This is a genomic window from Ferruginibacter lapsinanis (assembly GCF_020783315.1).
GTDB classification, from domain to species: Bacteria; Bacteroidota; Bacteroidia; order Chitinophagales; family Chitinophagaceae; genus Ferruginibacter; species Ferruginibacter lapsinanis.
Genome location: NZ_CP086063.1, coordinates 642,576 through 659,502 on the forward strand (window position 1 = coordinate 642,576; position 16,927 = coordinate 659,502).

The window sequence follows — 16,927 nt, forward strand, 5'->3', positions numbered from 1 at the left end:
AATGCTGATCGTTGTTTACCAAATTTAGAATTATTTATTCTATTTATAACACAGCAATTATGAAGCCGAGTTATTATTCAGTAACAGTTAAATAAGGTACCGCTTTATTGTATACTTCTTCTGTAACTAACATGATCTTTTTAATATCTTGTACCGAAGCATATTTTCCGTGTTGCATTCGGTACTGAAAAATCGCATTCCCTATTAGGTACCGCAAGTAAGGATGCGCTTTTAACTCTTCGAGAGTAGCTGTATTGATATTTAATTTTTTAATGGCTGCTGTTTTAAGCACTAATCTTGGTTTTATTTTTTGAAAGGTAGAATCAGGCAACCCAAAGGTTTCTCCTACCTGTTCTATTCTATAAAATCCACCCAATTTTTCTCTAAAAGCAACTATGCGTCGGGCCAGGCTATTCCCAATGCCGGGCAGTGCAATGAAGGCGGTGGTGTCGCCCTGGTTTATATCTACTATAGATGGAGAATAGGTGGTCTTCTCAAATTTTTTACTTTCATACTTTGGTGCAGATGCAACCTGTTGGATCTGCACATATGGCAACAACCGTTCTACTTCATCTTCATGTAAGCCCCATATTTTGCCAATATCTTCCGGTACACGAAACCTACCGCCTTTGGTGGTGAAATTTTTTATTGTGGCAATTGTCTTATCCCTGAGTCCTAATCTTTTCCAACCAGATTCATCCAATGAGTTTGGATCGAAGTAAAACAACTCTCCCTTTGTTGGATATTTTTTTTCAGAAGGTTGATAAAAGTTTTGATGATCGTCTTCATTGAAATCCCTTGATGCATATTTACCAACACTATCAACTTGTTTGACCTGTAATGCTGCAATTTCTTTTTTAAATGCAGCATAATCATTTTTATCCTGTTTGATAAAAAAGTGAAATACAAAGGGGCTAACTGTAACCAATAAAATAAGAAAAAGTAAAATAAGTATCCCAACACGTTCTTTTTTTGTGAAGGTCAGGTATTCGGAAATGAATTGTTTTATCATAAAGTAATGTATCAGTGATAATTACCTTATTGACGCAATCAATCGAATAATAGTTGCAAGCCATCATAAGCAAGTGCTATACCATCCGGCAATTCTCTGTTAATATCATCATGTTTGCCCAATTGATGACTAATATGGGTAAAATATGCTGCCGGCACTTCTACCTCTTTTACCAACGCAATAGCTTCTTCCACATTATAATGAGAAATATGTTCTTTGTGACGTAAGGCATTTATCACCATTACCTCGCTTCCCTTGATTTTTTCTTTTTCAGTTTCTTCTATCCTATTGGCATCGGTTATGTAGGTAAACTTTCCTAACCTGAAGCCAAGTACCGGCATTTTTAAGTGCCACACCAGAATAGGAACAATGGGAATATCTCCAATATAAAAAGGAGTAATGTCAATCGTATTTAAATTGATCTGCGGTATACCGGGATATTTTTTATCCGCAAAAACATAAGCAAACTCTCTCTTCAACGCTTCTTCAGTTAATGAATTAGCGTATACCTGCATTTCCTTCCCGGAAAAATAACTGAATGCTTTTACATCATCCAATCCTGCTACATGATCTTTATGAGGATGGGTAAATAAAACTGCATCAAGCTTTTTTACCTTTTCTCTTAACATCTGATATCGAAAATCAGGTGTAGTATCTATTACAAAAGAAGTATTGCTGCTTTCTACTAAAATACTGCTACGTAAACGAGTGTCCTTTTTGTTTGCAGAGGTACAAACTTCACAATCGCATGCGATCATTGGAACACCAGTGCTGGTGCCGGTACCTAGAAAAGTTATTTTAAGTGGAGGGCAGTGCATGAGCAAAAATAAACAATTGGCAATAGACAATTGACAATTAAGAATTTCAAACTAATAGGAAAAGTTGGTACAATTAGTTTATTGCAAAAGCGTATTGCTTATTTATGTGCTTCTAGACTCATTATTTCGTCATACATTTTCTGACTTTCGTGAGTCAACGCATCGAAATTAATTTCCAGTTGTGGCATAAGGTCTATGAGGGTATTGATCCTTCCTTCTGTTTGAAAAAACTTATTTAATACCACCACTTTTTTAGCCTGTAAAATGCAATAGCCACTTTGAAAATTGCCTCTTTCGTAACGAATTACATAACCGCATTCCTCAGCAATCTTTTCTATTTTGTCTAATGTAGTTTGTGTGTATTTCATAGTACCCCAACCCCTAAAGGGGCTTTTAGCTCTTTTAATTTCAATGCAACTTCCTCTATAATAAGAGTAATAAAAAAAAAGATTCTCCACAAATTGTGGATTAAATTTTACTTACTTCTTCTAAAGCCATTTTTTATCTTACTAATATTCCAAAAATACTTCATTCTAAATAACTCCTAAAAGTTCCCCCTTTAGGGAGCGAAGGGGGTTATTTATTTGTCATCCTCACAACAGGAACGATCATCTCTTCCAAACTAACACCCCCGTGCTGAAAAGTGTTGCGGTAGTAGTTTACAAAATGATTGTAATTGTTTGGATAACAAAGAAACACATCACTTTTGCCAAAAATGAAGGAAGAATTTACGTTCGGAACCGGCAAACCGGCCTCTCTCGGATCCCTGAAAACCAATACATCTCTTGCCTCATAATTCAAGTTTCTGCCATGTTTATATCGTAAATTAGCTGTTGTTTGCTTATCTCCAATCACTTTAGCAGGTGTTTTTACCCTTACGCTTCCATGATCTGTACCAACTATCAATGTTATTTTTTTATCTGCAATTTTTTTAAGTGCCTGATGCAGTGGGGAATGTTCGAACCAACTATGTGTTATACTTCTATAACTTGTCTCATCGCCGGCCAGCTCTTTTAATACCTCCATTTCGGTACGGGCATGACTCAACATATCAACAAAATTGTAAACAATGACATTGATGTCATTTTGCATCATATTGTGTATGTTATCTACCAGTTTCTGCCCGTCTTGATTATTAGTGATCTTTGTATAAGAATATTTCAGGTCTCCTTTACCCAATTTTTTCAGTTGAGCTTTAAAAAAGTCTTCTTCAAACATATTCTTTCCCCCCTCTTCATCATCATTTTTCCATTGTACCGGAAATTGTTTTTCAATATCTATAGGTAACATACCAGCAAATATTGCATTACGGGCATACTGAGTTGCTGTGGGCAATATCGAATAAAAAGTTTCCTCTTCCTGAATGCGAAAACTCTCTGCGAAGATCGGCTGAATGGTTTTCCATTGATCGTATCGCAAATTATCTATCAATACAAAAAACAATGGCGTTCCTTTTTCAAGATGTGGCAACACTTTATATTTCATCAACGTATTGCTCATAATAGGCGCATCAGTACTTTTAGGGCCAACCCAGCTGGAGTAATTTTTAGAAATAAATTTAAAGAACTCTGTATTGGCCTCGGATTTTTGGGATTGAAAAACTTCCTGCATTTCCGGACTGTCGCTTTTCTGCATCTCTAATTCCCAATACACCAGTTTTTTATAAATATCCATCCATTGATTATAATCAGGATTGTCATTCAATGCCATAAACAAACTTCTAAACTCCTGCTGATAAGCTGAAGTTGTTTTCTCCGCAACCAACCTTTTATTATCAATCAATTTTTTCAAACTCAGCCATACCTGATTTGGATTTACAGGCTTTATCAGATAATCACTGATCTGGGAGCCGATGGCTTCATCCATCAAATTCTCTGCTTCATTTTTGGTGATCAGCACCACAGGCAAATTATTTTTCAATTCTTTTATCTGCTGTAACGTTTGCAAACCGGTAATGCCGGGCATGGTCTCATCCAGCAAAACAACATCTACAATATTTTCTTTTACATATTCAACCGCATCAAAACCATTTGTTTTGGTTGCTACCTCATAGCCTTTATTCTCCAAAAACATGATCTGAGAATTAAGGCTATCGATCTCATCATCTACCCAAAGAATTTTCGCTATGCTCATGTGTGTATTTTAGTATTTATTCAGGTGCTTTTGCAGGCAAGCCTTACTTTATGAAGGCAAAGTTGTACAAATCTAAATTTTTATATTTATGCTGATAAGGTTTATTTAGCTTTGTAAATCTTTTAACATTATATATGTTCAACTTGAAGATACAACCAGAAACTATAAACTGTAAACTTATTGATGCCTTTCCGAAAAATAATTAACGACCCCGTTTACGGATTCATTACTATTGATGATGAGTTGATTTTTACAATCATTGCTCATCCCTATTATCAGCGGCTTCGCCGGATACACCAAATGGCGATGGCACACCTGGTATATCCCGGTGCGGTACACACCAGGCTGCATCATTCATTAGGGGCTTACCATTTAATGTACAATGCACTAAATGAACTTAAAAGTAAAGGGGTTGATATTACAAAAGAAGAAGAGCAGGCTGCTAAAATCGCCATTCTGTTACATGATATTGGCCACGGACCATTCAGCCATGCATTGGAAAATGTGTTGATAGAAGGTATGCATCATGAAGAAATTTCTTTATTGATCATGAAGGAATTGAACAAACAGTTTGATGGTAAACTACAATTGGCTATTGATATTTTCACCAACACTTATCATAAAAAATATTTATACCAATTGATCAGCGGACAACTGGATGTTGACCGAATGGATTATCTAACCAGAGATAGTTTTTTTAGTGGTGTAAGTGAAGGAGTGATAGGATATGACAGAATTTTAAAAATGCTCACAGTTCACAACGGTGAATTAATGGTAGAAGAAAAAGGTATTTACTCTATCGAAAAATTTTTAGTATCCCGACGATTGATGTACTGGCAGGTATACCTGCATAAAACTGTTTTGTGTGCAGAGCAAATGTTACAACGCATCATCAAGAGAGCCAAGTATATTAAAGCCGACACAAAGACCATCCTGCTTAAATTCATTAATGAACCGGGTACTACAAAAAAGATCACACTGGAAGAATTCTGTAATATTGATGACAATGATGTGCTGACCGCTATTAAAGAATGGAGTACACATCCGGACAAAATTTTATCTTTTTTGTGTAAAGGCATTATAAACCGTGACCTGTTAAAAGTAAAATACTTTGCAGAGCCTGTGAATGAGGACTTTTTGAAAGAAAAAACTAAAGAAGCCGCCGATAAACTGCACCTCTCAACGGAGGAAGCAAGTTGGCTGGTATTTACAGGTGAAGCTTCCAGCAGTACATACAATTTTGAAGACGAACATATTCATATATTATTTAAAGATGGTACTGTAAAAGACATTTCAGAAGTTGATAATGCACTTATCAATCAAAATCTTAGGGGCAAGATGAAAAAATATTACATTTGTTATTGCAGATAATAGTTTGTTGTTTTTAGTTTACAGTTTCGAATTAACAGAAATACACCAAACTAAAAACTATGAACTAATAACTAAAAACTACGAACCAGAAATATGCAATTTTCCGCAGCACAAATAGCCATGATGATCAATGGCAAAGTAGAAGGTAATCCGGAAGCTTCTGTGGCATCCTTTGGCAAAATTGAGGAAGCCATTGAAGGTCAGTTAGCTTTTTTAGCTAACCCTAAATACGAAGAATTTTTATATACCACCAAAGCTTCTATTGTTATTATAAACGATGCTCAGGAATTAAAAGAAACTGTTAAAGCAACACTTATTCGTGTGCCGGATGCATATACAGCCTTCGCTACATTGTTAGACAAATACCAGCAGATTCAAACACAACAGTTAAGCGGTATACAACAACCTGCTTATATAGATGCCACATCAAAAATTGGGGAGAATGTATTTATCGGTGCATTCGCTTATATTGGTGAAAAAGCAATTGTTGGCAGCGGTGTTAAGATATTCCCTAATGCATATGTTGGCAATAATGTTGTTATCGGAGACAATTCTATCATTCATCCCGGAGTGAAGATCTATCACAATTGTATTATAGGAAAAAATGTAACCATTCATGCCGGTACCGTAATTGGCGGAGACGGATTTGGATTTGCCCCGCAAGCAGATGGTAGTTTTAGAAAAGTACCACAAATTGGTAATGTAATCATAGAAGATAATGTTGAGATCGGATCCAACTCCACTATTGACAGGGCTACAATCGGAAGTACCATTATACGATCTGGGGCTAAACTGGATAATCTTTTACAAATTGCCCACAATGTAGAAGTTGGCAGCAACTCAGTTATTGCAGCTCAATCTGGTATTAGCGGCAGCACAAAAATCGGAAAAAATGCCATGATTGGCGGACAGGTGGGTATCGTAGGCCATATACAAATTGCCGATGGCACTAAAATAAATGCACAAAGCGGTGTAAGTAAATCTATCAAAACGCCCAATACCGCTGTAACTGGTTCTCCTGCTTATGATTACACGGCAGCATTAAGAAGCCAGGCCATCGCCAGGAAATTGCCTGAGATGGAAAAAAGACTAAAAGAACTGGAACAATTGGTAAAGGATTTGACAGAAAAAAAATAAAAGTACCTTTGCACCTCTTACATAAAAAAAATAAGCATGACCTCAAATTTCAATATAGATAAACAACATACATTATCTGCATCTACCAGCATTTCGGGCACAGGCCTACATACGGGTATAAATGTAGATATGGTACTAAAACCAGCCAATGTTGGCTTTGGTTTTCAATTTCAAAGAGTTGATCTTCCTGGCATGCCCATCATCAAAGCCGATTGTGACCTGGTTACTGATACCTCAAGAGGCACGACACTGGAATCCGGTAATGTTAAAGTAAGCACTGTAGAACACATTTTAGCAGCATTGGTAGGAATGGGCGTAGATAATTGCCTGATCGAATTAAATGGGCCAGAAGTACCTATCATTGACGGTAGCAGCCAGCCTTTTATAGAAATCATCGAAGAAGCAGGAGTAGCCGAACAAGACGCGGCTAAGATATGGTACACCATTGATACCAATATTTCTTATTACGATGAAGATAAAAGAGTAGAAATAACAGCGCTTCCTGCTACTGAATTTAAAATAACTACGTTGATAGATTTTAATTCTCCTGTGTTGGGTACACAGCATGCCGGACTTAAATCTATCAAAGATTTTAAAACTGAGATCGCTCCTTGCAGAACATTCTGCTTTTTGCATGAATTAGAGTTGTTGCTCGAGCATAACCTGATCAAAGGTGGTGATATCAATAATGCCATAGTAGTGGTTGATAAACCCATTACTGACGAAGAAATGGCAAGATTGGCAAAAGCCTTTGGTAAAGAGAAAGTAGAAGTTAAGAGCGGCGGTTATTTGAATAATCTGGAATTGCGTTTTCCAAATGAACCTGCCCGTCATAAATTACTGGATATTGTCGGAGACCTTGCCTTGATTGGCTTCCCAATCAAAGCGCATATTATTGCTAACAGACCAGGACATAGCAGCAATGTGGCTTTTGCCAAACAAATAAAACAATACATTAAAAAGAACAGGCATACTAAAGATATTCCTGTTTATGACCCTAACCAGCCGGCTGTATATACGTTACAGCAAATAGAGAAAACACTGCCGCACAGGTATCCTTTTTTGTTGGTAGATAAAATAGTGGAACTTTCTGAAAAGCATATAGTAGGCATTAAGAATGTAACCTTTAATGAATTTTTCTTTCAGGGACATTTTCCGGGTAATCCGGTTATGCCGGGGGTATTGCAAATTGAGGCGCTGGCCCAAACTGGCGGTATTCTTTGTATAAATGCAATGCCAGAAGGTGAGTATGACACTTATTTCATCAAGATAGAAAACTGCAAATTCAAGCAAAAAGTAATCCCCGGAGATACCATGTTATTAAAAATGGAACTATTAGAGCCGATTCGCAGGGGTATTTGTGTAATGAGAGGAAGCGTTTTTGTAGGCAATAAACTTTGTACCGAAGGCGACCTGACTGCTCAGTTAGTTAAACGCAGTACATAGTTCCCATTATTATATCGTTTACTAAATAGACAGAAATTAAAAAATCCACCATATGGTGGATTTTTTAATTTCAAAGGATTTTTGAAAATCTTAAATAGCTTTACCAAACAACGTCTGTAGATACATGTAGCTTTTAATGAATATTGGATTGGAAATGGTTGGTAGATATCGGACCTTAAAACGAAACTTAAAAATTTTTAAAGGGCCTATAAAAATGACGGGAATAAGACTATCCCCGTCTTTACCTTAATAAAACCCTAAACTAGCAAAAACTTACTTGCTCACTTTTCTCTCCGCCTCATATAATAATTTCGAATAGTATTTTTATTGCGTTCCTCTATAATAATACTTAGCCAATACTATGCCAAAAACTATTTTTGTGGAAAATTCAGGAAAATAATTTTCTACAAAAAGTGCATACTCCTGCGAACCAACTCCTTGCAAACAAAGCATTGCTATTATTTGCCATAAACAACGCTATTTCACTACCTTTGCAGCCATTTTTAACTGGTCAGACCATAGGTCGGACCCGATGCCCGGAATAATTATATGAGTACCAAATACAAAGAATTCCAACAGCTTAACTTACCCAATATAGGAGAAGAGATATTGGCCAAATGGAAAGAGCATAGTGCTTTCGAAAAAAGCGTTGACCTGAGAGAAGGCAAAACTCCTTATGTTTTTTACGAAGGCCCCCCAAGTGCGAATGGTATGCCGGGTATTCACCATGTGATCAGCAGGACGCTGAAAGACCTGGTTTGCCGATACAAAACCATGCAGGGTTTTCAGGTAAAACGTAAAGGCGGATGGGACACTCATGGCTTGCCAGTAGAATTAGGCGTTGAAAAATTATTGGGCATTACCAAAGAAGATATCGGTAAAAAAATATCTGTAGAAGAATACAATGCCACCTGTCGTAGAGAAGTATTAAAATTTAAAGACAAATGGGACGATATTACCAAAAAGATGGGTTATTGGGTTGACCTGAACAGCCCTTATGTAACTTTTGAAAATAATTATGTTGAAACCTTATGGTGGTGTTTATCAGAATTATATAAAAAAGGATATCTATACGAAAGTGTAAGCATCCAGCCCTACTCTCCTGCAGCTGGCACTGGATTATCTTCTCATGAACTAAATCAGCCGGGTACTTATAAAGATGTGAAGGATACAAGCGCAACAGTAATGTTCCGGGTAATTCAAAACTCAAAATTCAACATTCATAATGTGAATGGAGATGTATTCTTGATGGCCTGGACGACAACACCGTGGACATTACCCTCTAACCTTGGCCTAACTGTTGGACCTGCCATAGATTATGTCCTGGTTAAAACCTTCAATCCTTATACTCATCTTCCTATCGATGTGATTTTGGCAAAACCTTTGGTTGGCAAATACTTTAAAGCAGAAGGAGAAAATGGTGATTTCGAAAATTACAATGCAACAGTAAAATTATTGCCCTGGAAAATTTTGAGTGAATTCAAAGGAAAAGATCTGGAGGGTGTTCAATACGAACAACTTCTTCCTTCTGAAGCAAATACTTTGGAAAAGATTCAGGAAATAACTCCGGGTGCAGAACCATTTAAAGTTATCACAGATAGTTTTGTTACTACAGAAGATGGTACTGGTATAGTACATACTGCTCCTGCTTTTGGCGCAGATGATTTTAAAGTTGGAAAGAAAAATAACCTGGGTATTTTAACCTTAGTGGATAGAGAAGGGAAATTTGTAGATGGTGTGGGTGAATTCAGCGGCCGTTATGTAAAAAATTATAAAGACGAAAAAGATTATGTAGATGTCAATGTAGATATCGCCGTAAAATTAAAATTAGAGAACAGGGCTTTTAAAGTAGAAAAATACGAACATAATTATCCTCATTGCTGGCGTACTGATAAGCCCATTATTTATTATCCGCTGGATGCATGGTTCATCAAAACCACAGCAGTAAAAGACAGAATGGTTGAGTTGAATAAAACCATCAATTGGAAACCCGCTGCTACCGGTACCGGCCGTTTTGGTAACTGGTTAGAAAATATGGTGGATTGGAATTTGAGCCGTAGCCGTTATTGGGGCACTCCTTTGCCCATCTGGAAAACAGAAGATGGAGAAGAACAAAAATGCATTGGATCAATTGAAGAACTGAACAATGAAATAAAAAAAGCCTCTGCAATTTTAGGTGGCGAAACAAACAAGCATTACTTACATGAAGGCATACTCGATCTGCACAAGCCTTATGTAGATGACATTGTATTGGTAAGTGATAAAGGCTTACCAATGAAAAGAGTTTCTGATCTGGTAGATGTTTGGTTTGATAGCGGTGCAATGCCTTACGCACAATGGCATTTCCCTTTTGAAAATAAAGAAACATTCAAACAAAATTTCCCGGCAGATTTTATTGCAGAAGGTGTTGATCAAACCCGTGGCTGGTTTTATACTTTACACGTTTTAGGTGTGTTATTATTTGATTCTGTGGCTTACAAAACGGTTGTCAGTAACGGTTTGGTGCTGGATAAGAATGGCAATAAGATGAGTAAGCGTTTAGGGAATGTTGTTGATCCTTTCGAAACGATTAACAGTTATGGTGCTGATGCCACAAGATGGTATCTGATCACCAACGCATCCCCATGGGATAGTTTAAAATTTGATACAGAAGGCATCAAAGAAGTACAAAGAAAATTCTTCGGAACATTATACAACACCTATCAGTTTTTTGCACTGTATGCAAATGTTGATGGGTTTACTTTTAAAGAAGCATACATCCCTGTAAAAGACCGACCGGAAATTGATCGCTGGATATTATCTTCTTTAAACACCCTGATAAAAACGACACAGAAAAGTTTTGATGAATACGAACCAACCCAGGCTGGCCGTGCTATTGAGGAGTTTGTAGATTCGTTGTTAAGCAACTGGTATGTGCGTCTTTGTCGTCGTCGCTTTTGGAAAGGAGAATACGAACATGATAAAATTTGTGCGTATCAAACTTTGTATGAATGTTTAGAAACACTGAGCAAATTAATGGCACCTATTGCCCCATTCTTTGCAGATTGGTTATTCAATAACCTGAATGAGGTTTCTAACAGATTTACCAACGAATCGGTACACCATACCGATTACCCTGTAGCAAACGATACTGTTATAGATACTGATCTAGAAAAAAGAATGTTACTGGCGCAGGATGCTTCATCGCTTATCTTATCATTAAGAAAAAAGGTAAATATCAAAGTTCGTCAACCACTGCAAAAAGTATTTATTCCTGCAATGGATAGTGAAATGGCTGCCAGGATAAAACAGGTGGAAGACATCATTAAAGCAGAAACAAATATCAAGGAAGTAGATGTTCTGAATGCAGATAACGACTTTATCCAGAAAAAGGCAAAAGCCAATTTTAAAACATTGGGTAAAAAATTAGGACAAAAAATGAAATGGGCTGCGGAACAAATCGCTACATTTGATAATGCGACCATTGATAAGGTACAGGAAGGTGAATATTTGCTGAATCCGGATTACCAGACCCAGGGGGTAGACGCAATTTATATCACCAGTGAAGATCTGGAGGTTTCAACAGATGAAATACCGGGTTATGAAGTGGCTTCTAAAGGATCATTAACCGTAGCTTTGGACGTAGTTATTACTGAATTGCTGAAAAAAGAGGGTGATGCAAGAGAATTTGTAAACAAGATTCAGAATATCCGTAAAGACAGTGGATTTGAACTAACGGATAAAATAATTGTAGAAGTATTGGAAAATCAAGGGCTGCAAGCATCTTTAATTCAATTTAAAGATTATATTTGCGGCGAAATTTTGGCAGATTCGCTTGTCTTTTTACCCACTTTAACCGGTGGATCTGAGGTAGAAGTGAACGAAGCCATATTAAAAGTCAACGTTTATAAAAAAGGAGAGTAGTATGGCAACTAAAAAGAAAGTAGCAGCCAAGCCTGCTGCAAAAAAAACGGCTAAACCCATTAAAAAAGCTGTGCCTGTTAAAAAAGTTGCCCCTAAAAAGGCTGCTAAACCTACCCCTAAAAAGGTGGCAAAACCTACTCCAAAATCCGCTAAACCACTGCCCAAAAAAGTTGCTCCTAAAAAGGCGGCACCGGCTCCTGCAAAAAAAGCTGCAGCACCGGCCCCTAAAAAAGTAACGGTAGTTAAAAAAAGTCCCGAAAAGGCAGCACCAAAACCTATGACAAAAAAAGTTGAAGCAAAAGCAACGCCTAAGCCGGCTGCTCCGGCTAAAGTAACTGCGCCGGTTAAAGCAAAGGACATTAAAGTGCCTGCGCCAAAGCCTGTAGTTATTCCAAAAATATCTACTAAAACAGTACGTACCTACCAGCCAGATTTTACTAAATCTGTTTTGGATAAGGCTCCGAAAGATCCAGGCGCTCCTTCTCAGCGTTACAGCGATCCTGAATTGGCTGAGTTTAAGGAGCTTATATTGCGCAAGCTGGAAGCTGCGAAAAAAGAACTTTCATACTTACACGGACTAATTACCCGTAAAGATGAAATGGGTGGTGATGATACAGATAATCGCTACATGACCATGGAAGATGGCAGTTTAAGCATGGAAAGAGAACAATTGAGCCAAATGGCCAGTCGTCAGATCACTTTCATCGACCATCTGGAAAAAGCGATCATGCGTATCGAAAATAAAACTTACGGCATCTGCCGTGTAACAGGCAAATTAATTGACAAAGCCCGTTTACGTGCAGTACCTCATGCAACATTAAGCATAGAAGCTAAAATGGGAGCAGTAAAATAATTGATCACTGATAATTGATAGTGGAGAATTGTGAAAGCAGTTCTCCACTTTTATTTTAATGTGCAGGCAAATTTCAGTAATCGGTTTATAGCAATAAACTGTATAACTTTACAAGTACAAACACAATACAATGCAAGCAGAAACCAAACGTCAGAAACAAGTAGCAGGCCTGATCAATGAAGAGTTGAATGATATTTTTCGCCGTATGGGATTAAATATGATGGATGGTGGAATGATCTCTATTGCAAACGTAAAAATCACTCCCGACCTCTTTGAGGCAAGAGTATACCTGAGCATGTTTCAGGTAAAAGATACTCAGGCTGCACTATTGAAATTTGAAGAAAAAAATAAAGAGATCCGAAAAGAACTCGGTACCCGTGTTCGTCATCAATTAAGAAGTATTCCGGAATTAAAATTCTTTATTGATGATACATTGGATTATGTTTTCAAAATGGAAGAATTGTTTGAAAAGATAAAGAAAGAAGAAAAAGACAAATAGTTGGAAGTTGGAAGTTTGAGGTTGGAGGTTAGGGACCTTTAACTTAGAAACATACTTCCTACCTCCAACCTCAAACCTCCAACTAATAACTACGAATGTATTTACGTTTCGCCTGGAGATATTTTAAAGCAAAAAAAAGTGCCAACGCTATCAACATCATCGCCTGGGTTACAGTAGGCGTAATTGCTTTTGCCACTACCTGCCAGATTTTAGTATTAAGCGTTTTTAATGGATTTGAAGACCTGGTAAAATCGCTCTACGCATCTTTTTATGCAGATGTAAAAATAATTCCTGCCAAAGGCAAAACATTTACACTTACTCCCGAGCAGATATCATCCATCAAACAACGTAAAGGAATAAACGCAGTTTCACTGATTGCCGAAGAAAAAGCATTAATAAAGAATGAAGATGCCCAGGCAATTGTTTACCTGAAAGGTGTAGATAATAATTTTTTAAACGTTAGTGGTGTACCGGGTAAAACAGTGCAGGGTAAATTTAATACCGGTACTGCAGAAGATCCCGGACTGATAGTTGGTTATGGCGTACAAAATGCCGCTGCAATTAATGTTGACGGGGCATTTGCGCCATCTGTACTTACCCTCATCTTACCTAAAAAAGGCGTTACGCAGGTTACTGACCCATTGCAGGCGTTAAGCGAAGGAAATGTTACAGCAACCGGTGTATTTATGATCCAGCAGGATTTTGATAGTAAATATGCTATTACCAATATTGATTTTGTAAAACAACAAATGGGTTTTACTGAAAATGAATTCAGTGCAGCTGAAGTCAGGCTTAATAGCAAAGTTGATCCAAAGCAAGCACAACAAGATCTATCAAACTTATTAGGGAGTAAGTATACTGTACAAACAAAATATCAGCAGAACACTAGTTTATATACTACCATGAGATTGGAAAAATGGTTCATCTACGGCGTACTTACTTTGATATTGATCATTGCTGCTTTTAATATGATCAGTGCTTTAACAATGCTCGTTCTTGAAAAACAAAAAGACATTAGTGTGTTGCAAAGTATGGGCGCCAATAAACAAATGATCTACAAGATCTTTCTTAGTGAAGGATTATTACTAGGTGTTATAGGGGCTGTTACAGGCGTTATTTTGGCCAGTATTATTTGTATGCTACAAATGAAATACAAACTGGTAAAATTACAGGGAGGTTCTTTTCTGATCGATTATTTTCCGGTGAAACTGCAGGTAACAGATTTTGCACTGGTTACCATTACCGTATTACTCATTACATTTTTTGCATCATGGCTACCTGCACGAAAAGCTGCTAATCAACCGATTGAATTGCGTTGATCAGAAACCTAATCAATCGTAGTTTTATTTGACTGCATATTTTTCAATACTTTTTTGAAATCTTCGGCCGTATAGCTGTACCCTTTTTTTGTTACCAGGTCAATTGCTTTCTTTTCTGCATCGATTGCCTTGATCTTATCGCCGAGCACATATAAAAGTCTTGCGTATGTATCCCAATACAATCCTTCATTTTCCTCCAGCTCAAGTGATTTCAAACTCCAATAACTGGCATTTCTAAGATCGGTAGATTTTTTTGCTGCCTTATAAAAATTCCAGGCATGCTGGTTAAGCGTTGAAGCATAAAACTTTGCAAATGTTTGTGTCGGGACCTCCACACTATCATTTAAAGAATCAACATTCGCAGTTGTCTTTTCTATCTGTCTTTTATCCCAGGCCCTGATAGAATCCAACAAAACATTATTAATATATTGATCTATATAAATTTTGGCATTATAAATATATGACTGGGTATCTCTTACAGCCCAGTAATAATCTGCACAATAAAGTGAATAATTCTTTTGTGCTGTTTTAGATTTTTTAATAGAATTCCCCTCAGTAAATGCACGGATCACACGTAATGCATAATTATCATTTTTCTCTTTAACTGCTTTGGCCATCGATTTGATACGAACCCTTTTATTTACCGCTGAACGAACTTTTCGATCGGTTCTATACCATACTTCTTTGTACATAGACTTGCTGGTATGCCATGCATCATCAGCACTTGATCCGTATATAGAAACATGCTCCATGATAAATGAGTTTATTCTGTAAGAAGACATTAATGAATCTTTTGGAACAAGTGTTGCATATTCATCAAGAAGATCATCAATATCTAATCCCAGGTCAATTCTTTTATTAATATATGTTTCTAAAAAAGTAATATCTGTATTCCCTGCATTGTATTCTTTTGTCAGCACTTCCAAACTGTCCATCCCTGCCTTATTTGATATTGCTTTATCGCAGGCTTTTATATATTCTTTTGAAGTTGAGCTGTTATACGCCAATTGATGCAGTACATTTCCTTTGGGACCAATAAATAAAATACCTCCGGTATTGGCTCTGTCAAAATGATCGGTTAACGTTGTGTAAGAAATATCTTTTGTTGATAAAGTAATAGCAATAAAATCCTTTGCTATTTTATCGCTCAGGGCTGCATCCGAAAAATTTTTAAGTGTTATGTCCTTACATACTACACAATCCGGAGTTGGAACAAAAACAAAAAGTAATTTACCATCTTTTGCAGCTTTTTGAAGAGCTGCCTGATATTGTAAGTTCTTGAATTTCACTTGACCGTTTACAAAAAAAGGATAGGTCAAAATCAATGCGATAAAACAAGCAACTTTTGTTAGTCTCATATAAGTGGTTAGGTATTTATCCCGATCAGAGAAAAGCCAATATTAATAATCGCCTAAAGTCTCCGGCAATTGAGCCAATGCTTTTGCCAGTTGTTCGTCATTTGGGGCAATACCATGCCATTCGTGGCTACCAACCATAAAATCGATTCCTGCTCCCATTTCAGTTCTCATCAAAATAACAACTGGTTTACCTTTACCGGTCAAAGTTTTAGCCTTTTCCAATGTAGCTACCACTTCATCAATATCATTTCCTTTATCAAGATGAATTACTTCCCAGCCAAAAGCATCAAATTTTGCAGCTAAGTTGCCCAAACCCAATACTTTATCTGTAGGTCCATCGATCTGTTGACCATTCCAGTCAACAGTGGCGATCAAATTATCGATTTTTTTATGGGCAGCAAATAAAATAGCTTCCCAGTTTTGCCCCTCATCCAATTCACCATCACCATGTAAAGAGAAAACAAGGCTATTGTCGTTATTCAATTTTTTTGCTAAAGCGGCTCCTGCAGCTACGCTAAGCCCTTGTCCTAAAGATCCGCTGGCCATACGCACCCCCGGCAAATGCTCGTGGGTAGTAGGATGCCCCTGTAAGCGGCTATTGATTTTTCTGAAGGTATTTAACTCTTTGGTAGGAAAATACCCGCTACGTGACAAAACGCTATAAAAAACAGGAGAAATGTGGCCATTACTCAGGAAAAACACATCTTCTCCAACACCATCCATATTAAAGGCAGGATTATGCTTCATTACCTTAAAATACAAGGCTGTTAAAAACTCGGTACAGCCCAAAGAACCACCCGGGTGCCCACTTTGCACTGCATGCACCATTCTTACAATATCTCTGCGTATTTGTGTTGCAGTATCTTTCAAGTTACTCATATATTAATTTTAGAGGTTGCAAACCTACTTTAAATAGGCACACCAGCAAAGTAAAAACGACGTTTTTTAGCAATACTTGAAAAAGATGTATTATTATTTCATTATTTCATTGAGAGGAAGAACAAAAAAACATCAGATTTGTCAAGAATTTCAGGTTAAAATTTTTTTAACCGAGCTATTTTTGGTAAGTTGTGTTCCC

The 16,927-nt window shown here is 37.1% G+C and carries 13 protein-coding genes; 7 read left to right on the forward strand and 6 right to left on the reverse strand.

What is annotated here, in order from left to right; translation table 11 throughout:
• Positions 1-73: 73 nt before the first annotated feature.
• The 4 genes from LK994_RS02740 to porX form a co-directional block, all read right to left on the reverse strand.
• On the reverse strand, positions 74-1,012 hold the full coding sequence (locus LK994_RS02740; protein ID WP_229761354.1) for a helix-hairpin-helix domain-containing protein: 939 nt from the start codon (positions 1,010-1,012) through the stop codon (positions 74-76).
• Positions 1,013-1,050: 38 nt separating this feature from the next.
• On the reverse strand, positions 1,051-1,830 hold the full coding sequence (locus LK994_RS02745; RefSeq protein ID WP_229761355.1) for an MBL fold metallo-hydrolase: 780 nt from the start codon (positions 1,828-1,830) through the stop codon (positions 1,051-1,053).
• A 98-nt stretch (positions 1,831-1,928) separates the two neighbouring features.
• On the reverse strand, positions 1,929-2,198 hold the full coding sequence (locus LK994_RS02750; protein WP_229761356.1) for a hypothetical protein: 270 nt from the start codon (positions 2,196-2,198) through the stop codon (positions 1,929-1,931).
• Between the two features lie 208 nt (positions 2,199-2,406).
• Positions 2,407-3,963, reverse strand: coding sequence for a T9SS response regulator signal transducer PorX (porX, locus tag LK994_RS02755; RefSeq protein ID WP_229761357.1), 1,557 nt, complete (start codon positions 3,961-3,963; stop codon positions 2,407-2,409).
• Between the two features lie 183 nt (positions 3,964-4,146).
• Here porX and LK994_RS02760 point away from each other — a divergent pair, with 183 nt between their 5' ends.
• From LK994_RS02760 to LK994_RS02790, 7 genes are all read left to right on the forward strand, one after another.
• Positions 4,147-5,334, forward strand: coding sequence for an HD domain-containing protein (locus LK994_RS02760; RefSeq protein ID WP_229761358.1), 1,188 nt, complete (start codon positions 4,147-4,149; stop codon positions 5,332-5,334).
• A 93-nt stretch (positions 5,335-5,427) separates the two neighbouring features.
• Complete coding sequence (gene lpxD, locus LK994_RS02765) at positions 5,428-6,471, forward strand: UDP-3-O-(3-hydroxymyristoyl)glucosamine N-acyltransferase (RefSeq protein ID WP_229761359.1); 1,044 nt, start codon at positions 5,428-5,430, stop codon at positions 6,469-6,471.
• A gap of 36 nt (positions 6,472-6,507) precedes the next feature.
• Positions 6,508-7,917, forward strand: a complete 1,410-nt coding sequence (locus tag LK994_RS02770) for a bifunctional UDP-3-O-[3-hydroxymyristoyl] N-acetylglucosamine deacetylase/3-hydroxyacyl-ACP dehydratase (protein WP_229761360.1) — start codon at positions 6,508-6,510, stop codon at positions 7,915-7,917.
• A gap of 549 nt (positions 7,918-8,466) precedes the next feature.
• A complete protein-coding gene (gene ileS, locus LK994_RS02775; protein ID WP_229761361.1) occupies positions 8,467-11,820 on the forward strand; it encodes an isoleucine--tRNA ligase in 3,354 nt (1,117 codons plus the stop codon).
• Between the two features lies 1 nt (position 11,821).
• A complete protein-coding gene (locus LK994_RS02780; protein ID WP_229761362.1) occupies positions 11,822-12,673 on the forward strand; it encodes a TraR/DksA family transcriptional regulator in 852 nt (283 codons plus the stop codon).
• A 130-nt stretch (positions 12,674-12,803) separates the two neighbouring features.
• Entirely contained in the window at positions 12,804-13,172 is a 369-nt protein-coding gene (gene rbfA, locus LK994_RS02785; RefSeq protein WP_229761363.1) for a 30S ribosome-binding factor RbfA, read from the forward strand.
• Between the two features lie 95 nt (positions 13,173-13,267).
• Positions 13,268-14,491, forward strand: a complete 1,224-nt coding sequence (locus LK994_RS02790) for an FtsX-like permease family protein (protein ID WP_229761364.1) — start codon at positions 13,268-13,270, stop codon at positions 14,489-14,491.
• Between the two features lie 8 nt (positions 14,492-14,499).
• On the opposite strand, the gene LK994_RS02795 is transcribed toward LK994_RS02790, so the two are convergent.
• Together LK994_RS02795 and LK994_RS02800 are read right to left on the reverse strand one after the other, a co-directional pair.
• Positions 14,500-15,849 carry a thioredoxin family protein gene (locus LK994_RS02795; protein WP_229761365.1) on the reverse strand — a complete coding sequence of 450 codons (1,350 nt, stop codon included), beginning with the start codon at positions 15,847-15,849 and terminating at the stop codon, positions 14,500-14,502.
• A gap of 42 nt (positions 15,850-15,891) precedes the next feature.
• Positions 15,892-16,728 (reverse strand): transketolase, encoded by an 837-nt coding sequence (locus tag LK994_RS02800; protein WP_229761366.1) that lies wholly within the window; start codon positions 16,726-16,728, stop codon positions 15,892-15,894.
• Positions 16,729-16,927: the final 199 nt, after the last annotated feature.